19 protein-coding genes are annotated in these 24,770 nt (G+C 43.8%); 10 read left to right on the top strand and 9 right to left on the bottom strand.

Annotation, left to right across the window (positions count from 1 at the left end):
* Positions 1–110: 110 nt before the first annotated feature.
* Both CXF61_RS13045 and CXF61_RS13040 read right to left on the bottom strand, forming a co-directional pair.
* Positions 111–800 (bottom strand): MotA/TolQ/ExbB proton channel family protein, encoded by a 690-nt coding sequence (locus tag CXF61_RS13045; protein ID WP_165598519.1) that lies wholly within the window; start codon positions 798–800, stop codon positions 111–113.
* Positions 801–908: 108 nt separating this feature from the next.
* Positions 909–1,847 carry an energy transducer TonB gene (locus CXF61_RS13040; RefSeq protein ID WP_165598518.1) on the bottom strand — a complete coding sequence of 313 codons (939 nt, stop codon included), beginning with the start codon at positions 1,845–1,847 and terminating at the stop codon, positions 909–911.
* A gap of 658 nt (positions 1,848–2,505) precedes the next feature.
* Between CXF61_RS13040 and CXF61_RS13035 the strand changes: the two genes are divergently transcribed.
* The 4 genes from CXF61_RS13035 to CXF61_RS13020 all read left to right on the top strand — a co-directional run bounded on the left by CXF61_RS13035 (position 2,506) and on the right by CXF61_RS13020 (position 6,749).
* Complete coding sequence (locus tag CXF61_RS13035) at positions 2,506–3,558, top strand: siderophore ABC transporter substrate-binding protein (protein ID WP_165598517.1); 1,053 nt, start codon at positions 2,506–2,508, stop codon at positions 3,556–3,558.
* An 82-nt stretch (positions 3,559–3,640) separates the two neighbouring features.
* Positions 3,641–4,726 (top strand): ABC transporter permease, encoded by a 1,086-nt coding sequence (locus CXF61_RS13030; RefSeq protein ID WP_413775342.1) that lies wholly within the window; start codon positions 3,641–3,643, stop codon positions 4,724–4,726.
* A gap of 96 nt (positions 4,727–4,822) precedes the next feature.
* Positions 4,823–5,902 (top strand): iron chelate uptake ABC transporter family permease subunit, encoded by a 1,080-nt coding sequence (locus tag CXF61_RS13025; protein WP_165598516.1) that lies wholly within the window; start codon positions 4,823–4,825, stop codon positions 5,900–5,902.
* Between the two features lie 76 nt (positions 5,903–5,978).
* Positions 5,979–6,749, top strand: coding sequence for an iron ABC transporter ATP-binding protein (locus CXF61_RS13020; protein WP_165598515.1), 771 nt, complete (start codon positions 5,979–5,981; stop codon positions 6,747–6,749).
* Positions 6,750–7,178: 429 nt separating this feature from the next.
* On the opposite strand, the gene CXF61_RS13015 is transcribed toward CXF61_RS13020, so the two are convergent.
* The 3 genes from CXF61_RS13015 to CXF61_RS13005 form a co-directional block, all read right to left on the bottom strand.
* Positions 7,179–8,510: a PepSY-associated TM helix domain-containing protein gene (locus tag CXF61_RS13015; protein ID WP_165598514.1), complete on the bottom strand. Its 1,332-nt coding sequence runs from the start codon at positions 8,508–8,510 to the stop codon at positions 7,179–7,181.
* A gap of 163 nt (positions 8,511–8,673) precedes the next feature.
* Entirely contained in the window at positions 8,674–10,995 is a 2,322-nt protein-coding gene (locus CXF61_RS13010; protein ID WP_165598513.1) for a FepA family TonB-dependent siderophore receptor, read from the bottom strand.
* An 888-nt stretch (positions 10,996–11,883) separates the two neighbouring features.
* A complete protein-coding gene (locus CXF61_RS13005; protein ID WP_165598512.1) occupies positions 11,884–13,956 on the bottom strand; it encodes a TonB-dependent receptor domain-containing protein in 2,073 nt (690 codons plus the stop codon).
* Positions 13,957–14,452: 496 nt separating this feature from the next.
* On the opposite strand from CXF61_RS13005, the gene CXF61_RS13000 reads away from it, so the two are divergent.
* From CXF61_RS13000 to CXF61_RS12980, 5 genes are all read left to right on the top strand, one after another.
* Positions 14,453–14,728, top strand: a complete 276-nt coding sequence (locus tag CXF61_RS13000; RefSeq protein ID WP_165598511.1) for a Trp family transcriptional regulator — start codon at positions 14,453–14,455, stop codon at positions 14,726–14,728.
* Between the two features lie 114 nt (positions 14,729–14,842).
* Positions 14,843–16,261: an anthranilate synthase component I family protein gene (locus tag CXF61_RS12995; RefSeq protein WP_165598510.1), complete on the top strand. Its 1,419-nt coding sequence runs from the start codon at positions 14,843–14,845 to the stop codon at positions 16,259–16,261.
* Positions 16,262–16,353: 92 nt separating this feature from the next.
* Entirely contained in the window at positions 16,354–17,001 is a 648-nt protein-coding gene (locus CXF61_RS12990; RefSeq protein WP_165598509.1) for an anthranilate synthase component II, read from the top strand.
* Between the two features lie 18 nt (positions 17,002–17,019).
* Positions 17,020–17,754: a lysozyme inhibitor LprI family protein gene (locus tag CXF61_RS12985; protein ID WP_193834237.1), complete on the top strand. Its 735-nt coding sequence runs from the start codon at positions 17,020–17,022 to the stop codon at positions 17,752–17,754.
* A 299-nt stretch (positions 17,755–18,053) separates the two neighbouring features.
* Entirely contained in the window at positions 18,054–19,007 is a 954-nt protein-coding gene (locus tag CXF61_RS12980; RefSeq protein ID WP_165598507.1) for a DMT family transporter, read from the top strand.
* 112 nt (positions 19,008–19,119) lie between these two features.
* Here the strand turns inward: CXF61_RS12980 and CXF61_RS12975 are convergent, their stop codons facing one another.
* The 4 genes from CXF61_RS12975 to CXF61_RS12960 form a co-directional block, all read right to left on the bottom strand.
* Complete coding sequence (locus tag CXF61_RS12975) at positions 19,120–19,863, bottom strand: amino acid ABC transporter ATP-binding protein (protein ID WP_057761251.1); 744 nt, start codon at positions 19,861–19,863, stop codon at positions 19,120–19,122.
* Between the two features lie 59 nt (positions 19,864–19,922).
* Positions 19,923–20,606 (bottom strand): amino acid ABC transporter permease, encoded by a 684-nt coding sequence (locus CXF61_RS12970; protein WP_179797881.1) that lies wholly within the window; start codon positions 20,604–20,606, stop codon positions 19,923–19,925.
* Between the two features lie 74 nt (positions 20,607–20,680).
* Positions 20,681–21,517 carry an amino acid ABC transporter substrate-binding protein gene (locus CXF61_RS12965; protein WP_057761253.1) on the bottom strand — a complete coding sequence of 279 codons (837 nt, stop codon included), beginning with the start codon at positions 21,515–21,517 and terminating at the stop codon, positions 20,681–20,683.
* Between the two features lie 447 nt (positions 21,518–21,964).
* Complete coding sequence (locus CXF61_RS12960) at positions 21,965–22,738, bottom strand: UTRA domain-containing protein (protein WP_165598506.1); 774 nt, start codon at positions 22,736–22,738, stop codon at positions 21,965–21,967.
* Between the two features lie 304 nt (positions 22,739–23,042).
* Here CXF61_RS12960 and hutU point away from each other — a divergent pair, with 304 nt between their 5' ends.
* Positions 23,043–24,752 (top strand): urocanate hydratase, encoded by a 1,710-nt coding sequence (hutU, locus tag CXF61_RS12955; RefSeq protein ID WP_165598505.1) that lies wholly within the window; start codon positions 23,043–23,045, stop codon positions 24,750–24,752.
* Positions 24,753–24,770 lie beyond the last annotated feature (18 nt).

Genomic DNA, 24,770 nt, shown 5'->3' with positions numbered 1-24,770 from the left:
TTTAGTTATTTTCACACAGCCAAGCCGTTTTTTGACGGTTTGTCGACTTGTTGTTTTAGCCTTTATAGACTTAGCGCTTGCAGATTTAATGCTTGCAAAATAAACACTATCTATAGCTGCTTTGGCACAGAATTACTGTAGTTATTAGTATGCTGCGTCTCGCTCGTCGTTGAACGACTGCTTGTTGCAGCGTGTACTTGTGAGGCGCTAGCAGCATGGCTCGCGGTTACCTTGGTAGTATCCACAAGACCCGTTGATTGCGCCAATAGATCATGCGCTCTGTCGTTGGCTTGGTACATTATGCGGCGATTGATACGTACTGCAAGGTTGTAAAACACCACGGCTGGAATCGCTACTGCAATACCGAGACCTGTCATAATCAGAGCTTCACCGACTGGCCCTGCAACTTGTCCCAACCCTGCCTGACCACTCATACCGATGTTGTGCAAGGCATGGAAAATACCCCATACCGTACCAAACAAGCCAATGAAAGGTGCAATCGCTGCCGTCGTGCCAAGAATTGGCAGACCGCGCTCACTAGCAAAGCGATAGCGACCGATGTGCTTGAGCAAAGTCTGCTCAGTCACCAAACGGCGTGTGGCAGCATCAGTACCAACCAAATCAGACTGTCTGGCTTGTAATTGCTGACTCAAATCATCTGCTACATTGGTCGCCAGTTTGCGGCTTTGCAATACGCGGACGATACCTGTCACCCAAGAGAGAATAGATAACGCAAGCAACAAAAAGAACAACGTTTTTGTCACCATGTCGCTGATCTGCCAGTATTGCATAAAGTCCATGTCAGACTCCTTAATGTGTAATGCCATTACATGATACTGAGGTAAATATCATGTTTAGTTTTATAATAAAAAATGATTAATAAATACGTTGTTATAAAGTATGAGTTATCAAGGAACTGCGTAACTGATCGGTAGGGTCACATCACCTACCACGGGTACGCCATTCTTAGTAAAGGGTTTGAACTTGCCAGATCGCACTTGACGTCTGGCTTCTTTGTCTACTAGCGGATTACCTGATGATTGAGCAACTCGCACGTTATCGATGCCGCCTTGTTTGTTGACTCGTAATACCAAGACAACGTTGAGCGTATCACCAGAACGGGCTCTACGTGCGGCGCGCTCAGGGAAACTAAAGTTTGGCGCAGATGCCCAGTTGGCTGAGCTAGCAGTAAAGCTCACAGGCTCATTACTCTGTGCTAAAGCAGCTGCTGCTTCCGCCTCAGCTCTTGCTTGTGCAGCGGCGGCCTCTGCAGCAGCCTTCGCTTGAGCGGCAGCTTTGGCATCAGCGACTCTTTTGGCTTCTTGCTCTGCCCTAGCTTGCGCCTCTTGCTCAGCTTTTCTGGCTTGTCGCTCTGATTCAGCTTGGGCAGCTGCTTTGCGCTGTGCTTCAGCTGCTGAATTATCAATCTTTGGTTTCGGTAGCGGCTCTTTTGGGGCTACTTTTTGACTGGTATCAGGACGAGGCTTTTCTGACGCTATCACAGGCGTTACTTTCGGCTCTATATTTTTTACAACAGGCTCTTTTGGTTGTTTAACCGGCTCTTTAGGCTTTGGTTCAGGTTGCGGCGCTGGCTGAACTTGCACCTCAGGCTGTACTTCTTTTTTGGCTGTGACTGTTTGTTTTTCTACTTCAGTTGAGACCGTTTTTGCCGGTAATGACACAAACTTTATCTCAAGTGGTGACATCTCTTTTTTTGGCTCAGGTTTGAGTTCAGGCGTTTTTATTGCCACTAGTGCAATTGCGGCAAGCACATGGAGTCCTAAGACTGCAACAATAGCTAGCAATAACGACTTAAGTGGTGGCGCGTCTAAATCCGTTGAACTCATAACAGCCTAATGTTTATTACTCAGAGTAGAATGGCGTAGATAATAATGCAAACGATAATTATTATCAATAATAATTTACAATATTTTTGCTATTTAATACATCTCTGACACGTGACATTGCTTAGTAGCCTTATTTATCAGAACGCTTATTTCTATGAACGTTACCTACTTTTATACCTCACTACTATGAATCTTATCTTTACATCAAATGATACGTTGCGTTTAATATAACAAGTGCTGTTAATAAAAACCATTATCATTTATATTGATAATGAGTCTCAACTACTTTATTATAACCGCTGTACTGTCTACCCATACTATTTTTATAAAAACTATTCGTATAAAAAATTAGTGAGTGGTACTAGGGCGTGTCCTCATTTTAAAAATGGTGATAAAAATGAGATAAATTGCCGTCAAACGAGGAAAATAGTGCAGATAATATCGAGATATTGACCAACTATTTGACGATGTTTGGCAAAATTTAGCTGTTTTTAGCCCATTTAGAGGACACTCGTTTGAATTGAGGACACGCCCTAAGTAGACTATTTATTTTATGCTTTTTATCTCAAGCAACTTTCAGACTTAATATTTTTAGCGTTATTCATTTGCAATTATTTTAGACAATTGCTTAAACATTTTTTGATAGACCGAGTTCATTATGCCGACACCCTTATTATCTAGCAGATCTACCGCCTCTTTTTTCAAACGTCCATTATTGACTGCTGCCATGACAGCGTTATTAGCTACGGTAGTGGCAGGATGTAGCTCGCCTGAATCAAATGACTCTGAGCCAGCAGACGCTAAAACCGAAAACCCAACGGCTGATGAATCACAGAACGTTGCTAATAACGACGCTGTATCTGCTGAAAAAATCATGGTCAATACCGTAAAAGGTGATGTTGAGCTGGCTATGAACCCATCGCCACTTGTCGTTTATGACATGACATTGATGCAAGACTTGGCCGCGCTAGATGTGGCAGTCGATGGTATGCCTGGAGGTCTATTACTAAAGAACCTACACTCAGAGACGCAACCTGATCCAAAATCGGTAGGTACTGTGTTTGAGCCAGATCTTGAAGCGTTGAATGCAATGCAGCCACAAGCTATTTTGGTCGGTTCACGCATGGCAGAAAAATACGACGAGCTATCAAGTATCGCGCCGACATTGGATATGAGTATTGATACAGCAAATATCTATGAGTCAAGCAAGCAGCGCCTGCATGATCTAGGTGCATTGTTTGGTAAAAGCGATCAAGCCGCTAAGCTACAACAGAACATCGATGGACTCATCACTGAGACCAAGAGTCTAACAAAAGAAAATAAAGGCACGGGCCTAGTCGTCATGGTCAATGGCAACAAAATGTCAGCCTATGGTGACAAGTCTCGCTATGGTTTTATCCATACTGTGTTAGGTGTGCCAATGGCAGATGACAAAATTGCCGATGCGCCTCATGGTCAGCCGATATCGTTTGAATACATCCAAAAAGCCAATCCAGATTGGTTATTTGTCATCGACCGCAGTGCCGCAATTGGTGAAGACGGTATTGGTGCCAAGGCCGTATTGGACAATCCACTGGTTGCCCAGAGCAATGCATGGAGCAAGCAGCAAGTGGTTTATTTGAGCCCAGATTCTTACTTAGCATTTGGCGGTTACTACCAGTGGATGCAGGATCTAACGACGATCAAAGATGCTTTTACTAACGCTAAATAACGTCGTTGCTTATACAAACAATTATTGCTCAAGTAGGTAATTATTACCGTTAACCCTGCTCATTTTTAAGCCAGTAGAGATTATGTCGTTATTTTCACACCGTACTCATGCTAGGCTCAAATCCAGTACTGCTCCATCAGCGTCAAGCTGGCAAAGCGGTACTGGCAATGCGTTACATCGACGTACTGTCATACCACCGTGGTTCATCAATACAGCAAGCCTCATTCTTATGGGGCTTTTGGTGTTATTGAGCTTATCTATTGGTGTGGCTGACTTTTCGTGGTCAGGTATCTTGCAGAGCCTGCTGACTCAGAGTGCCAACTCCGATAGCTCATTGTTATTGGTTAGCCGTATACCGCGTACCATCGCCATTATCTTGACTGGTATTGCGATGGCAGTGGCTGGGATGATTATCCAAGTAGTACTAAAAAACCGCTTTGTAGAGCCATCTATGGTTGGTGCGACTCAGAGCGCTGCACTTGGTTTGCTGGTAGTCAGTCTGCTGTTCCCTGCCAGTGCGCTCATTGTCAAAATGGGCGTGGCAACCATCGCTGCCGTTTTTGGCATGATGCTATTTATGCTGCTCATTCACCGTATTCCGCCCACTGATTTTTTGATGATTCCACTGATTGGTATTGTCTTTGGCGGCATTATTGAAGCCGTCACCACTTTTATCGCCTATCAAACCGAATCGCTACAGATGCTTAGTGTTTGGCAGTTTGGGGATTTCTCAGGCGTATTGGCAGGGCGCTATGAGCTGTTGTGGCTAACGGGTGGACTGTGTGTGCTGGCTTATATTATTGCCGACAAGCTGACCATCGTCGGTTTGGGTGACAATATCGCCTTAAACTTAGGTATTAGTAAGCGTCAGGTTACTTGGATTGGCGTGGGTATGGTAGCCATGATGAGCGCTGTCGTGGTCGTGACTGTGGGCATGATTCCCTTTATTGGACTGGTCGTGCCAAACATTGTGAGCCGCATAATGGGAGATAAGTTACGTCGCAGCTTGCCAGCAGTTGCCCTACTTGGTGCTTCAGCCGTGCTGCTATGCGACATTATCGGACGCTCTATTCGCTATCCATTTGAAGTACCGGTCGCCACTATTTTTGGCGTGGTCGGTACAGTGCTGTTTTTATGGCTGTTATTACGTGCGCCAGCTGAGCAGTAGCACTATGTTTACTAACTGTGTGCTCACTTTTGGTACTCATGTACCGTCGTTCATTTTTTGCCTTATTAGATAAGCTTGGCACCATAGGATTTTTGTATGTTCTCATCAACTAAGCTTACTTCCACCAAGACTGATGCTACCAGCACAGCGGTAAATAATTCATCTTCAGCAGATGGTCAGTATTCAGCCGCTGCACAAGGTCATTTGGCAAAGCTTTGGGCATGGATAGCTGCCCATCCAAAATCCATAGCAGCTATTATTCTACTTATCTCGATGACCTTGTTTATGACACTCAATGTCAATGGCTATTGGGACTTTGCACTACCATTACGCGGCAAAAAACTGTTGGCACTAATGGTGGTTGGCTATGCGATTGGCGTGTCGACGCTACTGTTTCAGACGTTGACTCACAATCCAATTCTAACGCCCTCCCTACTTGGGTTTGACTCACTCTATGTTCTGTTGCAGAGCTTACTGGTTTTCTTTTTAGGTGCGATTAGCTTTACCAGTCTCGATCCTATTGCCAAGTTCACGCTAGAGATTGTCCTGATGTTTGGGGCATCTTTATTATTGTTTAAGTTATTATTTTCTAAAAGCAGTCAGGATCTGACGCGGCTAATATTGGTGGGCGTTATCTTTGGCGTGTTATTTCGCAGTTTATCAGCACTCATTGCACGGCTGATTAACCCTGATGATTTTGTGGTCGTACAGTCTGCCAGCTACGCGCAGTTCAATACGGTCAACCCTCAGCTACTAGGTATCAGCTTATTCATCTGTGCCATCACCGCGATATTTGTATGGCGCTGGCGTTATCAGTGCGATGTATTGATGCTTGGACAAGCACAAGCCGTCAATCTTGGTATCAACTATCAGCGTCTGGCATTTGGTCTATTAACTGTCATCGCTGTACTGGTTGCCACTGCCACTGCACTGGTGGGTCCAGTGACTTTCTTTGGTCTATTGGTTTGCGCATTGACCAATCGTATCGCTCGACATATGTATCACACCGAGCGGCTGATATTGGTCAGTTTGGTCGCTATGATTTGCTTAGTACTGGGTCAGACTATCTTTGAGCAAGTGCTAGATATGGCAGGCGTGTTGTCCGTCGTGATAGAGCTAGCAGGTGGATTGATGTTCTTAGCATTGATATTTATGTCTCAACGTCGTTCTTTATGATTACTTAGCCGACATTGTTTATTTAGCTGATTCTGTTGATAGAGAAAACCCTAAGACTTTTTAAATAAGACTGACTATGATTAAACTGAATAATATCTCTCACCATATTGGCAAACAAAAAATCTTGCATGACATTACGTTGTCCCTACCAACGGCGCAGGTGATTGCTTTGATTGGGCCTAATGGCGCTGGGAAGTCTACGTTGTTTTCTGTCATGGCTCGCTTGCAGCCGCTACAATCTGGGCAGGTGAGCTTCTCTGTAGATAATGAAGAGCGTGATATTGTCAGCTGTCAGGCGCGCACACTGGCCAAAACTGTCGCTATGCTCGGACAAGACAATCATGTGCAAGGACGCCTGCGCGTACATGAGCTACTGATGTTTGGTCGTTATCCCTATCATCAAGGACAACCAACCGCTGACGATCAGCAAAAAGTACAGGAAATCCTCGAACGCTTTGAGCTTGAGCCACTTGCCGAGCGCTTCTTGTCAACGCTATCGGGTGGACAGCGACAGCGCGTGCTGATCGCTATGATTGTCTGTCAAGATACGCCCTATCTATTGCTCGATGAGCCACTAAATAACCTAGACATGTATCATGCTGGTCGACTCATGCGTGAGCTACGCCAGCTTAGCCACAATCAGCAAAAAACCGTGGTAATCGTCCTGCATGATATCAACCAAGCGGCACAGTTTGCAGATACAGTAGTTACGATGAAAGCAGGAGAAGTGACCGCTATAGGTTGCCCTGCTGATGTTATTACTAAAGAGACGATGAAAGATTTATACAACGTCGATGTCACTGTCCTAAGTCATCAGGGTCGTCCAGTGATTGTTGATACGGTTTAAATAAAGAACTTCGCAAATAATAAAAGAAATTATAGATGTATAGAGCGCTATTAAATAATCGATGGATAAACTACAAGAACTTATCTCTACTAGTTTTAGTAATTAGCTTTTGCTTATTCATTTTTAATGCTTTAAATAAGGAGATATCAAATACCTTTTTTTGGTTAGGAATGACCTTATATGGTCTAAGATTGGTGGTTATTCCTATGGATTTTACTCAAGACATTTCTTCAGTAGATTACACAAAGAACTATGATGAAAATAGTAGTTGGTATAGATGGGTCATGATAGGTGAAACGTTTGCTTTCTTCATTTTTACTGTCTCGATAGCATACACAATATTCTTGCAATTAAATTTATAACTAGGGCATACCTTTGATTCAACAGATAGCTATCTAAATAAAAATATACCCTAGAAATATCACTATATTACCTACCTTTTTGCGACGCTTTAAGTCGCTGCTGTCGACCTTTCCACCATAGATAAACACCAGTAATAGACAACACTGTCACAGCCAAACCTATCAATGCTAAAAATATTTGATACAGCAAATGGCCAATACCTTGACTGATATGCCCCATATGTAAGGTCGATAGCCATTGATCGGCTTTGCTGCCAAATGATGAACTTTGATAGCCAAAATTTACACGCTCGATGCTACCAGTCCTTGCATTGACGGTAATAGACGAAGCGCCGCCTTTTTTACCAATATCTCTATCTGTTTTAAAACGCAGCTGCCATTGACCCTCATCTTCAATCCAGCGTATGCCTAAAAACTCTCGTACTAGCATACCCTTACTTTGGGCAGCGATGTTTGCCTGCTCACTTAAATAAGCAATGCTATTGGCTTTGTTGACCACATCAACAGCCTCGTCATCGACAACTTCATTGCTTACAACTTCAACTCTAGTCGCTGGTTCTGCACCAGACGCCTGCTCTGCTTTTTCTGATTGTTTTCTTGAGTTCTCCTGTCTTTCATCTCTACCCTCAAGCCCTACGACAGCGTGCATCACAGGTTGATATACCTCTCTTAGGTTAAAACCAACACTGGACCATGCGATGACAAATAAAATCCCCCAAAGCCATAACCCAAAGGCATGGTGTAGATCATAGTTGAGCTTAAAGAGATTGGTTTTGCGGCGGATTTTCCACGCTGGTAACCAGCGTTTTAAAAAGGAGGCACGTTTTTTAGGCGAGGTTTGGTTCTGTGCTTTTTTCTTAACCGCCCTAGGAAATGTTAAGTAGAAGCCAATAAAGCAATTAATCGTCCATACGAGCGCGACAATCCCTAGTAGCAATTTTCCAATATCACCCAGTAATAAATCGCGATGTAACCAAAACACTTTCCACATGGTGTTGTGCCATGCCCACTCATCTCTATCACGAGTACCAATGATATCGCCAGTATAAGGATGGACATAAACTTGTTGAAACGGTGCTTTTGGTTGGTTTTGGGCGGCTTTGCCTCGTGCTCTATCTACCGAAAATACGGCTGACCTCTCTGCTGTTATCGAGGTTGGCATGCTAGAAAAAGCATATTGAGGGTACGCACTGATGACCTTGTCATGAAGCTCGGCAATAGGCAGATGTGATGCGTTTTGTTTCTCAACCTGAGCCAGTTTATGGTTGAAGACATCGTCTAGCTCGTCATGAAATGCCAGCAATGTGCCAGTAATACCAGTGATAATTAAAAAAGCTGCCATGGCAAGCCCAGTATAACGATGGAGCCAAAGACAGCTATAGCGAAAATTAAATGACATAAATAAATCTGCTGTTATATTGTGATAGTAAGTTATTGAATTATTAAAAATATTTACGAGGGCATGGGCTTATTTTGAAAATAAGAACCTGCCCTAACAACACAAAAGGTCTAAGCAAATAGCTCAGACCTTTTTCTAATTTAACAAACCCTGTGTCTACCTCCTAAAAATCAACGCTAACGTCGAACACATAAGTACGACCAGGTTCATTGAACGTACGTGCACCTGCGTTCGTAGCGGTACCCTCACGATAAACACCCTCATCAAATAAGTTTTTGATACCAGCACCAACAGTAATCGCTTTTGTCAGATCATAGCGAGTGCTCACATTGGCAATGGCATACGGTTCGCGATCAAGCAACGGGTCACCACTATCTTCTCCAGTCGTAACTGAAATCGTTGGGGCTTCAATCACACCATAGTAGCTCACATCAAAGTCGGCATTCCAGCGAGGCGTAATATCCCAATCCACACCCGTGTTCACAGTGAACTTAGGAATGAGCGATAATGGCTCGCCATTGTCTTTTCGCTCTGAGCGGATGTTACCAGTGATATTAGAAGACCATCTTACATTGTCAGTGACTGGTACTTGTACAAAACCTTCTAAACCTTCGACAATTGCTTCACCTTGATTGTCCCATTGAAAGATAGAACGATTTGTCGCTGTATCTACCGCCACACGATCCGTACCAGCGCCAATGCGGTTATCATAGGCATTATGGTAATAAGTCAAGCCTGCATTCAGTCCAGTACCATCATCATAAGTAAAGGTGATCTCTTTATTCCAAGATGTCTCATTTTCTAGGTCAGGGTTCCCTAATACGTGGCAACCTCTTTCATCAAGAGGTACCCAAGATGGACAACCATTGCCACCAGTATAGTAAATATAGTTTGGATCAAGCTGATATAACGATGGGGCTTTAAACGCACGACTGACGCCGCCTTTCACTGACCAATCAGGACTAAAGTGCCAAGTAGTATTGATACTAGGCGACCAATTACTACCAGCCTCGCTATGATAGTCGAAGCGTAGACCTGGAGTCACATACCAGTCAGGTGTGATCTCGTAGTTATCTTCTAGATATACACCAATAAGATAAGCATCTGAAGTTGGATCACGCTGTTCAGGATCGGTTTCTACATTACCAAAATCAAAACCCTCTGCAAATGCCAAATCAGATACCACGGGGTTATCTAGCTTTTCGCCGCGAAACTCTGCACCAGCAGTCAAGGTATGACGATCAAAGTAAATATCCCATTCTGATTTGGCATTCAGCGTATCGTAAGTCGCCTCTGTCCACTCAAAATCTTCGCCTTCGTCAGGTATTTGAATTTGACCTTCACCACCACCCGCACTACCTTCACCCAAACGCTCATTAACTGTCCGAGTATACTCAATGAAACTGTTGCTACTAGCGTCATCGTACTCACCGCGATGCGTGATTGCCGCGCCATAGCGCTGCATTTTGCTCGTTGTTTCACCTTCTAACTCATCTAACAAATTTTGGTTCACGGTTTGGAACAATGAATCACCCGCCCAGCGGTTTTCTTGACGGCTATAATTCACTTCAAAACCGACCGTATTCATCGCATCCATCGCGTATTCAAACAATTGGCGCACATCGATATTTTCGACACCTTCAGTACCTGCCGCTACCGAGGCAGCCGGACCACTGCGCCCGTCAACAATCTGTGCATCTTTGGCATTGATATAAGGATCATCGCCTTCACTATCGTGATAACCAAGAGTGGTACGAGAGGACAGTTTATCCGTCAATGCACCTGCCATATTGATATTGGTACGCCAGCTACTGCCTTCTAGATCGCTCTCTGGTGCCTCATAGTGACCACTGATAGAAAATTCTGGCTCAGTCGGGCTCTTAGTAATGATATTTACCACGCCGCCCATACTACCAGAGCCATAACGGGCAGCTGCTGGACCACGCAATACTTCGATGCTTTCGATAGCACCTGGTGGTACCCACTGCGAGTCACCACGCGTGTCTTGCTCACTCCCACGACTAGGTCGTGAGGAATTGCGAGAAGTGACAGGACGACCGTCAATTAAGATAAGTGTATTGTTTGGCCCCATACCGCGCAAATCAATTTGACGTTGGTTACCACGCTGACCTGACGTTGATGAACCCGACAAATTCACACCTGGCATCTTACGTACAATTTCCGAGATATCATTAGAAACTGATGCTTTTTCGATGGCTTCTTCACTAATAATAGACAGCCCAGCTGCTTGTTCTAGCTCGTCCCTTGCTGCCCGCACCACAATTGTATCCAATGTAGCTGTAGGCACAGCTTCCTGCCCACTTGCTCCCTGTATCATATTGTCATCACTGTCTGCAGCAACGGCTGTACTACTAAGAATAGAAGTCACAGCGATACTTAGTAAAAGCTTACCAGTCACGACGCGTTGAAGTTTTTTTGGAGAAGTGATGACTGAGAAATCAGAGCAACCTGATTGGTTTGACATAAGTAATATTCCTTGAAGCGCACAATTTCGTTAATACCTGTTTATCTCATCGTCAGTGAATGGTTTTAGCCATTTTTTATGCGATGCTTCGGATGCATTCTCGGTGCAAGTACACATAAATAAACGTCTAAAATTGACATACGATTGTCGGATAGACGTGTCCGTAAATATATGTGTTATAAAAACATGACTAAAATATCGCCAAGAGGCTTAGCTATTGAGAGTAAACGAATAAGGGTATCTACTAAGTAGGGTTAAAAGTTTGATGACGCTGTAACTATCATTAGCCAACGAATTAAATATTTAACGTAAAAAAGTCTCTATAAATAGAATAAAGCAAAGAGCCATTAACTGTTCTGTAATGAACGAAACACACTTTAGCAAGATACATATAATAATGCAAACATTAATGATAATAATTATCATTAATGTTTGCATTATTATATCCGGTTTAGTTAACGGTTTAATTAATGCTCAATATATCTATAGAAATGCCTAATAGTTTCAATTGTATAAGCACTACACTGTCAAACCTTGTCGATATATCCAATATGATAATTCGGCCAGTTAGAAACATTATGCGTCAGATTCAGAATTTCGACGTTTACTTACTCTATGCCCGTATTCACTCACAATTATTTCCTGATAATTTGGGAGATATAAATGAGCTTCGATGATATCTCGCTGTTGTTTAGAGTATTGGCGTAGTGCTCGCATACGATTTAACTCATATGCTATTTATACGGTAGCCTCACCTTCTACCAAACGAGCAACTTAACATCTACTCTTAGATAAATCGCACTCTCAAAAATCTCGTAAAAAAAGCCAGCTCCCGTGTAAGACAGCTGACTTTATAAGTACGATTAGACTTAAATTCGATAAGCTAGATTAGAACTGATAAGTTAAAGACGTTTTGATATTACGTCCCATCTCAAAATCAGTATAGTCATCATCAATAGAGTTACGTGACGCATGGCTTGCATAAGTCTCATCAAAGATGTTGTACACACCTAGTGTGGCCTTTAGACCTTCGATTTGAGTTGGCGTGTAAGTCATAAAGATATCGTGTACGTCATAGCCTGGTTTTTCGTTGTCATCATCAGCGGTATTCGGTGTCACATCGGCGACATAAGTACTGCGCCAGCCAAGCTCAGTAGTATTGGTTGGAGCATAACCTAGGTTGACCATGTACTTATCGCCAGACTCAGAGCCACTACCACTGACAGAAGAGATATTATAACCCGTATCCTCGCCTTTGCTACGCGCACGAGCATAGCTTAGACCCATGTTGAAGTTATCTGCTCGATAGTCGGCTGATAGCTCTACACCTTTGATTTTAAAATCTTCGTCATTATTAATGACACCTTGGCAGCTACCGTTTAACTGTCCAGTTGCACAATCTAAACCAACTCTACCATTACCTGCACGTACAAACTCAATATAGTTTTCGATATTGGTTTCAAAGTATTTAGCACTTAATTTTAAAGAGTCATCAGCCATTGTTAGACCACGCAGCGTTGTAGCAATACCGACTTCTGCATTGTCACCTTCTTCTGCTTTTAGGTCATTGTTCACATATGTATCGACACCATCGGAATTAAAGATGGTTTGGCTAAGATCTGGACCATTAAATAACTGCGTATAGCTTGCAAATAGCTGGGTACGCGGTGCAATCTCATAGCTAGCAGCTAGTGCGCCAACGACATTGTCATAAGTCTTGCCAGCAGATACATACTCTGGAGACTCATAACGGTCATAACGGACGCCTGGCGTTAAGCTAAGCTTACCCATTTGCCACTGGTCTTCTAGATATACAGACGTATTGGTTGCCTCATCGGTGCTCGCATTACCAAAGTCGCGTGTCATCTCAGATTCTTTTTTGTAATGCTCAACCCCAGCGATGAACTTATGAACCCCTGGCACACCATTGATGATACTGCTATCAACGATACTAGTGTTTTGTACTTTTGCGCCTGTGGTTTGGACTTCTGCATCAAACTCAAACCCAGGTACGCCATCAGAGTTACGCAAAATCTGCGTGCTGGTCTGATATACATTGGCATCTACATTGACCAATTGGTTGGCAGGATTGTAAGCATAGTCAAGTGCATAGGTATCGCGTTTGACTTCCTGCGGGATGATTGGGTTCCAGCCACCAGCAGGAAAATCTGGACGTAATGGGAACTTGCCTTTGTTTTCGGTACGGCTAAAGCTAGCGCCTACATGATGATCACTACCGACATAAGCACCAGCTTTTAATAGGATGTTTTCGCCTTCGCTGTCTTCCGTTTGGATTTTACGGCCTTTACCGTCTTCACCAGCGTCCGCATTGCGTTTACCATAATAAGCCAGTAAATCAACATTTTCTGTTGGCGCACCATATACAGTAGCTGAAGTTAGCAGTTCATCATTGTTGCTAGCATAACCTGTATGCAGCTTAGCACCTACCTTTTGACCTGGCTTAAGCAAATCTGCCGCGTCGACCGTCTCAAAAGCAACCGCACCGCCGATGGCATCATTACCTAGCGTCACTGAGTTATTGCCCACTGATACTTCTGCTTGTTTTAGCAGATCTGGATCAATAGTGACATCACCCATATGGTAGAACAACGCGCCTTCTTGACGTGCGCCATCAATCGTTACTTTTAGATTGGTATCATCAAGACCACGTACACGAATACGTTGGTTGACCGATGAGGTACCGCCCACGCTCACCCCTGGTACAACGTCCAGAAAATCGCTCAAATGGCTGGCTTGTGCAGCTGGGGTGTAGTCATCTATATAGACAGAGTCTTCTTGTACAGCGTCACGTACTGAGCTATTTGCTGTTACAGTGATAGTCTGTAATGTCGTGTTTGGCATATCTGCTGCCGTTGCAGCGCTGGCAGCTTGCGTCCACAATACAGCGGCGACACCGATAGACAATACTGTCAATTGACTAGATAACTTTACTTCGCGCATAACACATTTACTCACTTTGTTTACTGTCAGAATTTAGAATTTTTAAAATTATTTTTAAAAGTTGTCGTCAAATAACCCTTAAAATAGTGCTCACCAGAAGATTAAACACCTTAAAACACTTAACTCATCGTGCGAATAACATGATTAATGTTAATGATAATAATTAGCGTTTAAATAATGAGAGGCATAATAACTAAGTATTAACAATTTGGCAATAATTAATATTATACATTCTCAATTCTAGTGCTTAGTATGCCAAGGAAACACAGCAACGCTTGGTACCAACTATAAATATGCTATCGAATATGACGCTGGCCACGAGTTGAATCTATATAAACAAAGCTTAAAAATCATCACGTCTATAGCAGCCTGTTATTAACTTAGCTCATCACTTGTATTTCTTGTACTACTGTACTAGAATGCTGATACAAGCCGAGAGCTTCATGGCTACCCTGGCTATTTTTGATTAAGACGACTGATTATAAGACGATAAATTATGAGTACTGACCCTTATCACAGCTTACTGAGTCATCTGGCAAACTGTACTGATAGCGCAGATATCGAAAAGCTGCTCAGTGCCTTGCTGACCGATAAAGAACAGCATGACATCGCCAATCGTATTCGCATTTTTGACTTGCTAGATCGTGGCATCACCCAACGTGATATCTCTGAGCAGCTAGGCGTTGGTATCGCCACTGTCTCTCGCGGTGCCAAGGCCAAGCAAAGCCATGATGTCAGCGCGTTACTGGCCACTCATAGAGACCGCTCTTAGCCTCTGACGACGATACTATCTAGCTTTTTACTGACGAAACTTATACTTATTAATCGACACTTATTAATCGACACTTATTAATCAACACATATTTGAACCATTTCGGACTTTGTTATGACCTCTAGTACTCGCACACAGACCAAACCTGCTCCTATCGATATTCCGAGCAAACCACAACGCATCAAACTGACGCAAGATATCGATTTTTTTGCATTATTCAAACGTATCGAAAGCGCGTTTGATACCTGCTATTTACTCGAATCATTAGGTGAAGACAGCCATATATCGCGCCACCATGCGATTGGCTTTGACCCTGTGACAACTATCGCAGCCTTAGACCGCAACACGCTTGCCATTACCGATAATAAAACTGCTGAAACAAGCCATTATCAAACTGACAACCCTTATCAGCTACTGCGTGACATAACACCGCAGCACGTCATTGCTCGCGATCAAAGTGGTGGTCTGGTCGGGTATTTGGGTTATGACTGCGTGAACTTCTTTGAACCTAGCCTCAATGCAAAAGCCAGTGAAGACTTTGAACCATTTAAGTTTGGCGTGTATTTAGATGGATTGACCCTAGATAAGATGACTGGGGAAATCTTCTACTTTTATTACTCAACCGCTCAACAAGAAAACCGCATCGAGCAAATCAAAGCCCTACTCGATGAGCCAACGCCTAGCTATGAAGCGCCTAAAGTTGAATTTTTGGGCGATGGTATGAGCCAAGAGGAGCATGCCAATGTCGTCATGCAAGTCAAAGAAGACATCATCGCTGGGCGTATCTTTCAGTGTGAGGTAGGTTTTAAGTCTAAATATCGTATCGCTGGTGATAAGATGCCGATTTATGAAAAGTTGCGTGCCGTCAACCCATCACCGCATATGTATTTTATGAAATTTGCCCAGCAGTGCATCATCGGTGCGTCTCCTGAACTGCTATTTCGCTTGCGCCAAGGTGAAATGGAAACCTATCCGCTCGCAGGGACTGCCAAGCGCGGCGCCGATGTGATCGAAGACCGTAAGCTTGCCCGCGCCTTGCTCAACGATGACAAAGAGATTGCCGAGCACAATATGCTAGTCGACCTACATCGCAATGATATTGGCCGTGTGGCACGATTTGGTACAGTAAAAGTCCGTAGCCTGATGGATATCAAACGCTTCTCTCACGTGCAGCATATTTCTTCTGAAATCGTTGGTATCTTGCATCCTAACGAAGATATGTTTAGTGCCCTTGCCAGTAACTTCCCTGCTGGGACGCTATCAGGCGCACCTAAAGTAGAAGCCATTAAGGTGATTAATGAGCTAGAGCCAGATGGTCGCGGAGCTTACGGTGGTGCATTAGGCTCGTTCAATTTTAATGGTGATTGTATCTTTGCCATTCCAATTCGCAGCCTCTTTATCAATGGCGAGTCTGCCTACGCTCAAACTTGTGGTGGTAACGTTTACGACTCCAACCCAGCAGATGAATACTTAGAGATTCAGCGTAAACTGTCGGCGATGAAAGTCGTATTAGACAGCTTTATGCAGTCGTAATTCGTATCAGCCATAACTCATACATACCAAACGTACTGCATAAATTGACCATATTTTACCTAGCTATATTTTTACAAAAGAGTTTATGACCCATGAATGTTTTAATTATCGATAACTACGACTCGTTTACCTTCAATCTCTACCAATACGTGGGTGAGATTTTGCAAACCTTAGACCGTGATGAAGAAGCCAGCGTCATCGTTAAACGCAATAACGAAATTACTTTAGCAGACGTAGAAGCGATGAATCTTGATAGAATCATTATCTCACCTGGCCCAGGCTCTCCCGATGATCCGGCCTACTTTGGTATCTGTGCCGAAGTGATCGAAGTAATGGGTAAAACGACGCCACTACTGGGTGTGTGCCTCGGCATGCAAGGCATCGCTCATGTGTTCGGCGGTGATGTGGTACGCGCCAGTGTGCCGATGCATGGCAAGGTCTCATCAATTCGCCATGATAATTCAGGTATCTATCAAGGCTTGCCACAAGAGCTTGAGATCATGCGCTATCACTCACTGGTGGTAAAAGCTGACACTATACCAAGCTGTCTGACAATTACCTCAGTAGTCGCCAATGACAGCCGTGCTGAATTGAGCTTTGCTGAGTCAGCATTGACTGGTGATGAGATTATGGGACTGGCGCACAAAGAGTACCCAATCCAAGGAGTACAGTTTCACCCTGAGTCGTTTGCCACTGAAGGCGCTAAGCGATTGCTGAGTAATTTCTTGCTACAGGTATAAACCTATATGTCCGTCTCCATGTCTGCCTCAAGCCTAAATACTTCCAGCTTACTCAGACGTACTGCGTTGCTCTTGAGCTTAACGCTAGTGACATCTATCAGTTCGGCTGTAGCTCCTGTACAGGCAAACTTTACAATGGGCATGGACATCCAAGGTCAACGTCTTAACCTTTATGAGAGCTGTGCAGAAGGAAGCGTTACTTGCAACAATATGCTGCTAGTCGCTCCCGATTTAGGACGGCTATTGCAGACAACACCGGAACCTAGTAAGTCGCCCTACGCTGTTAAATACTACTCTGCGGAAACCAAGCATAGCTTATGTAAAGATGGCGTGACCCCGTGTCGATTTCAGGGTTGTACCTTTGAGGGCGAAGATTTTGATGGGTTTATAGACACATCAAACCATGAAATATCTATAAGAAGTAAATGGACAGTCGATACCTATAGTGCTACCTACAAAGAAAATGCGACTTATCTGCCATTAGCATCACAAGCTGCTCTGATTGATCAGATATATAACACGTCTGATAAAGCATTGAATGAAAGCTATAGAGTAACGCGAAATGAAGTCAGACGCTTGTACGGTGAAGATATGGCGGCTGATCTTAAGAAAGAGCAGACTCAGTGGATAAAACAGCGCTCAAAAAATTGCGGAGCTGATACGGATCATTTACCAAGAACCCAAGTGGAAAAAGTGTGCTTTATTCAGCGAAATGCTCTCCGAGAGCAAACATTCTTTTTATGGATTGATTAACAGAGACTGTAGAAATAAAAAAGTGATGCGAACAAGAATATGATATGAGTTAATGATTCGATATTGTTTAGGTTATTTAGTAAACGCTAGCCATTTTTGAGCCATTGGAATAACTATCAATTGAATTTAGCGCACGACCTAGTAGTCATTTATTATCTTTTAGTGATAGACTCAAAAGAATAAACAAAAGACAGCCTTTAATCAGGTTGTCTTTTCTTATTTCAGTATTGCTTGGAGAGATTGTATCAATAGCAATCTTACAACATCTTGTGTCACTTAGATCGTAAGAAGAAAACAGTATGGCAAACATCGACAACGGAATGACGACCCACTCGCATCAATCATGGCTAGGCACCATCCAAATCATCACGGCTGCTATCTGCTGGGGTACGTTGGGTATATTCTCGACTTACCTAAACCAAATTGGATTTAGTGGTTGGCAAGTAACCATATTACGTATCGTCACGGCGGCCTTTATCATTTTAGCCATGCTACCAAAACTGTGGCCACACCTTATCAAATTACAGTCAAAACAATGGCTCGGACTGGCGATGCAGTCGTTGATAGGTGTCCTTGGCATGTCTGTCTGCTATTTTTTTGCGGTCAGTTATGTTGGTGCTGGCCCTGCCGTTGCCTTACTCTATACCGCGCCCGTATTTAGCTTATTGTTTTCAAAATTCTTACTGAGTGAGTCCATTACTCGTAAATCAGTGTTGCTAGCCCTAATGGCGGTGTTTGGCGTTGGCTTAACGATGTTAGGTGAACAAGCAAAAGTTAACTGGGGCATTTTACTCGGTCTGTCAGCAGGGATGTGCTATTCGTTATATGGTGTACTGGGCAAGCGCGCGATGCATTACGCTCACCCTGCCCCTCTGGTATTTTTCACTTCCATTATCATTAGTGCTGGCGTACTACTCCTCTTGCCTGAGACCTATAACACTTATGATCAGTTATTGAGTCTGCCCTTAATGACTTGGGGCTATGTTTTAGGATTATCATTATTGGGAACCGTCGTACCATTTGGGCTATATATGAAGGCATTGGAAAAGCTACCCGCCACTCGTGCATCGGTATTTACGATTTTTGAGCCATTAACTGCAATTGCGCTCGCGATGCTATTACTGCATCAATCTTTGTCTTGGATTCAATATCTAGGCGTGGCGCTTATTTTGCTAGCGGCTCTATTAAATGCTGTGTTAAATGGTACCGCCACTCGCGTACCTCGCTGGTTAAAACAACGACAAAGGGCATAGTGTTACTATCTGCTCATTTGAGATACGTCCAATTTATTTCAATAAAAAAGCCCCAACCATGGCATCGTGATTGGAGCTTCTTATTTTATTACTTACGCAAAAACAAATGTTTTTACTGCTCAATACGTTGCAAAAATGCCTGCGTACGAGGGTGCTTTGAATCCTCAAAGAGCTGCTTGGCACTGCCTTCTTCAACCACATGACCGTCTTCAATCAGTACAACATGATCGGCAACGTCACGAGCAAAGTTGATTTCGTGAGTTACTACGACCATGGTCCAACCTTCAGAGGCGAGCTGTTTCATCGTCTCAAGCACATCCTGTACCAACTCTGGGTCAAGTGCAGAGGTTGGCTCGTCAAATAGTAACAATGACGGCTCAATAGCAAGCGCACGGGCAATACCAATACGCTGCTGCTGACCACCAGATAGCTGGAATGGATAGAGATCTGCTTTGTCCGACAGTCCAACTTTCTCTAGCAGTACCAATGCCTGCTCACGGGCTTGCGCTTTGCTTTGCCCTTGTACCACTGTAGGCCCAAGCATCAAGTTTTCAATGGCTGTCTTATGTGGAAACAAGTTATAAGACTGAAACACCATACCTGACTTACGCTGTAAAGCTAGTAGCGTTTTTTTGCTTGGCTTAGTTGCGAAGTCGACGCTCAAGCTATCGTCATCAAAAGCAATCACACCTTGATCAGGAATCTCTAACGCATTTAAACAACGCAAAAAGGTGGTTTTACCCGATCCTGAAGGTCCTAATATTACGACTACTTTACCTTTATTGATGGTCAAGTCAATGCCTTTTAGCACCTGATTGCCACCAAAGGCTTTATGAATATTAGTGACTTTGATCATAAAAATTCCTGTTGTGCTAGGGAGTGTCTATTGAGCCATAATTTATTTTACTACGTAGCTTATTTTGCCACATAACGGTCTAGCCGAGTTTCAAGCTTGCCTTGGATAAAGGTCAAGAACAGACAGATACCCCAGTAGATAATTGCCGCTTCGGTATAGACCAGCATAAACTCATAGTTACGTGCTGTGATAATCTGCGCCTGTTTGAATAGCTCAGTGACTAGCACCAGTGAAGCAAGTGAGGTATCTTTTACCAGACTGATAAAGGTATTAGATAACGGCGGTACCGATACTCTAAGCGCCTGCGGCAAAATCACATGACGAAACGTCTGTAGATACGTCAAGCCAACCGTCGAGCCTGCTTCCCACTGTCCTTTTGGTATCGATAAAATCGAGGCACGCACTGTCTCCGATGCATACGCACCGATGTTCAGTGAGAACGCGATAATCGCTGAGGGAAAGGGATCGAGCTTCACCCCGACACTTGGCAGACCATAGAAAATAATAAACAGCTGAACCAGCATCGGTGTACCGCGAATGGCGGACACATAGACACGAGCGAGCCGATAAATGATTTCATGGAACCAAGTGGCACGCGGAATGATACGAATCAATGCCACTGTCAGTGCAATGGCCATACCGATCGCAAATGAGATCAACGCCAGCGGTATCGAATAATAGATACCGCCTTTGAGCATTGGCCAAAACGACGAGATAACAATCTGCGCTCGATCAGGACTCATAAATGGCAATACTGCCAATAAGTCCGCGAACCATGACGTAGACATTACAGAAGCTGACATGATAGAAACTGACATTATTTTTGTTGACTTATATCAGCACCAAAGAACTGTTCACTAAGCTTAGTTAGCGTGCCTTCAGCCGCCAATTCAGCCATCGCTTCATCCAGTTTCGCTACGACTTCATCATCACCTTTGATAAGCACTAGGCCTGAACCACGTAACTCACTAGCAGGTGCAGTCAGTTTAATCTCAAGATCAGAATCTGGAAATTTTTTGAGATAATCTAACACCGCTAGATTGTCATTCATCGTAAAGTCAGCACGGTCTTGCTTCACTAATTGAATCGCTTGCGCCATACCATCGACAGGAACGATCTCTGCGCCATAACGCTCTGCAAGCTCACCGTAGTTACTGCTAAGTGATTGCGCCGTACGTAGGCCTTTTAGACCTTCCCACGAGCTATAACGGTTGTCATCAGTAGGTGCCAATACAACCGCACCTGACCAACTATAAGCCATTGCTTTGTCATACTTTGCTTTACGCTCAGGCGTGGTCAAACTAACTTGGTTAGCCACCATATCAAAACGTTTTGAATCCAAACCAGCCAGCATCGCATCCCATTGGGTTTCTTTAAACTCAACGTCTACGCCTAGTTTATCCGCTACTGCACGCGTTACTTCGACATCATAACCCGTTAGTTTGCCGCTCTCATCATGGTACGTGAACGGAGGATAAGTACCCTCTGTACCGACGTTGATGGTGCCGCCGTTGTTGATACGTTGTAGCAAATCAGAACCGCCTGTTGCAGCGCTGTCAGTTGCACTAGTATCGGCTTCGTTGGTAGTAGATTGACCACAAGCGGCAAGGAACATAGTGCTGGCGGCAAGGGCTAAAAGAGTACGACGTTTCATAAGACGTCCTTATAAGAGTGAATGAATAAAGTAAAAACGTATAATGCTAATAAGACACACAGCACTAATAAAATATACGGTGCTAATAAATAGGGCAAGCCGACACAGAAGAACAATATAAGCTCTTCTATGATATTCGGCTTTGGTTGCCCGATTTGAGGTTATTCGGGCTATTTTTCAATACTGTTTCTATATTATATTTTAATTTTTAACGATTGTTCAAATATTCTGACGAGTTTAATTAACGTCAATTGCTACCTTATTAAATAGCAGCTTATGGATATAGTATCTCACTTTAGACAGAAAAACGTACACAATCAGTGAACATACGTAAGCTATAGTCAGTTCAATATAATTTCGATACAAGGAAACCGAGTGCAAGTTATACATTAGTATGCTTAGCGAGGATGAGGATGTAGCGGATTGATATAGGCTTGACTATATCTGCTACAACTCGCCTGAGAACTGATAGCGATCTCCTGCATGCCACATTTTTACAAAGGTAACGACCTGACCAGCCGAATAGGTCTGCCGACGCAGCACAAGCGTTGGTGACTGCGGCGCAATTTGCAAAAACTTAGCAATTTCATCAGGAGCTGCCAATGCTCGGATGGTATAGCTACCACTCTCTAGAGGGCTTTTGGCAATTAAGTAATCACTGGTATTGACCACACTAAAATCCTGATCGATAAACTTCGGCACTTTTTTGGCATCGACCCAACGCTCTTCAAACTGTATAGGCTGACCATCAGCAAAATGAATAATTTTTACTTCATACAGGACAGCTTCATCACTAGCATCTGTCTGAGCGCTTGTATTAGCAGGCACAGACCCTTCATCAATCACAGACTCTTCATCAATATCAAACTTACGGCGTAGCTCATCGTCCAGCATGCTAGCGGTAATACTGCGCTTACTCACGACTTGTGCTTGGTAGTCACGATTGGCTGATTTTAAGTCTTGAGCAATATTACGCACTTCTACAAAGGTATGATTGAACTGCTGCTGGGCGACGAATGTCCCCGACCCTTGGCGGCGCTCCAATACCCGCTCTTCACTCAACTCTTTTAAGGCACGATTGACCGTCATACGCGATACCCCAAACTCTTCTGCCAAGGCCATTTCGGTAGAGATTGCATTGCCCGCCTGCCATTTTCCGGAATGGATATTATCCAATATGGCATTTTTAATCCGCTGATAGGCTGGAATCGTCTTTGTCATATTCGTCTTTAACCGTTAGTTTCATCAATAATAATGAGGCCATAATATCACGAGATAACTTCATGAACCTCAGCAAAACCCCTTCACCTCTGTCTATCTGCCAAAACACTCACAAAAATAATTGAGTCATTTATAAAAAAGTACTTGCGTGTGAAAATAATCTTTGATAATTTGTATATACAAATTTACAGTAGTGCTAAAAATCTGCGTCATCTAATCGATATTTCGCCGAATTTATAGACTGACTGTAAAACGCTTACTTTGATTACTTTATTGTCTAAAAAGATTTCATAAGGATTTGACCATGACTACTGATACCGATAGCAACAAACCTACCCGCCGTGATGAGAGCCGCGAAATCGCTGCGCCGACTGGTAGCACATTAAATTGCAAAAGCTGGCTGACTGAAGCCCCTTATCGTATGCTCCAAAACAACCTACACCCTGATGTGGCCGAAAACCCAAAAAGCTTGGTTGTGTATGGCGGTATCGGACGTGCAGCCCGTAACTGGGAAAGCTATGATCAAATCCTAGCGTCACTCAAAGAATTAGAAGACGATGAGACCTTATTGGTGCAATCAGGCAAACCGGTTGGCGTCTTTCAGACTCACGAAAATGCGCCGCGTGTATTGATTGCCAACTCCAACCTTGTGCCCCGCTGGGCGACGTGGGAGCATTTCAACGAGCTCGATCGCAAAGACCTATTTATGTATGGTCAAATGACTGCCGGTAGCTGGATTTATATCGGCACTCAAGGTATTGTCCAAGGCACATATGAAACCTTTGTCGAAGCCGGTCGCCAGCATTATGATGGCAGCTGGGCAGGACGTTGGATTTTGACCGCTGGTCTTGGCGGTATGGGCGGGGCACAGCCATTAGCCGCGACCTTTGCTGGTGCGACTTCTCTAAACATCGAGTGCCAGCAGTCTAGTATTGATTTTCGCTTGCGTACAGGCTATGTCGATAAGCAAGCTGACAACCTTGACCATGCTTATGAGCTGATTAAGCAGCATACTGACGCAGGTGAAGCCGTCTCTATCGCGCTACTTGGCAATGCGGCTGATATCTTGCCTGAGATGGTCAAGCGCGCCAATGCAGGCGAGATAAAACCTGACTTGGTTACTGATCAAACCTCAGCGCATGACTTGATTAATGGCTATCTACCAAGTGGCTGGACAGTTGAAGAATGGAAAGCAGCACAAGAAAATCCAGACCAACATGCAGCACTGACCAAAGCCGCTGCTCAGTCTTGTGCCGTACACGTCCAAGCGATTTTAGACTTGCAAGCGATGGACATTCCAGCGACTGATTACGGTAATAATATCCGTCAGGTCGCTTTTGATGAAGGGGTCAAAGATGCCTTTAATTTCCCAGGCTTTGTCCCTGCTTATATTCGTCCGCTATTTTGCCAAGGTAAAGGCCCGTTCCGCTGGGTAGCGTTATCAGGTGATCCAGAAGATATCTATAAGACTGATCAAAAAATCAAAGAGCTATTCCCTGAAAATAAACATATCCATCGCTGGTTAGATATGGCAAAAGAGCGTATTCAATTCCAAGGCTTGCCTGCTCGTATCTGTTGGCTAGGTCTTGGTGAGCGTGACAAAGCAGGTTTGGCATTCAATGAAATGGTCAAAAACGGTGAACTAAAAGGCCCAATCGTCATTGGTCGTGATCACTTAGACACGGGTTCTGTCGCTAGTCCAAACCGCGAAACAGAGAGCATGAAAGATGGTTCAGATGCGGTATCTGATTGGGCATTATTAAACGGTATGCTAAATGTGGCTGGCGGCGCAACTTGGGTATCACTACATCATGGCGGCGGTGTCGGCATGGGCTATTCGCAGCATTCAGGTATGGTCATCGTAGCGGATGGCACGGACGCCGCGGCCAAAAGACTGTCACGCGTATTAGTCAATGATTGCGGCTCAGGGGTTATGCGTCATGCAGATGCAGGTTATGAGTTGGCGATTAAGACAGCGAGAGATTATGGTCTAAATTTACCAATGATTAAATAGTTCGAATCATTTTACTTT

This window comes from Psychrobacter sp. 4Dc (assembly GCF_002836715.1).
GTDB lineage: Bacteria > Pseudomonadota > Gammaproteobacteria > Pseudomonadales > Moraxellaceae > Psychrobacter.
Note: the sequence above shows the minus strand (reverse complement) of the source record. Positions and strands in the feature narration are given on the sequence as shown.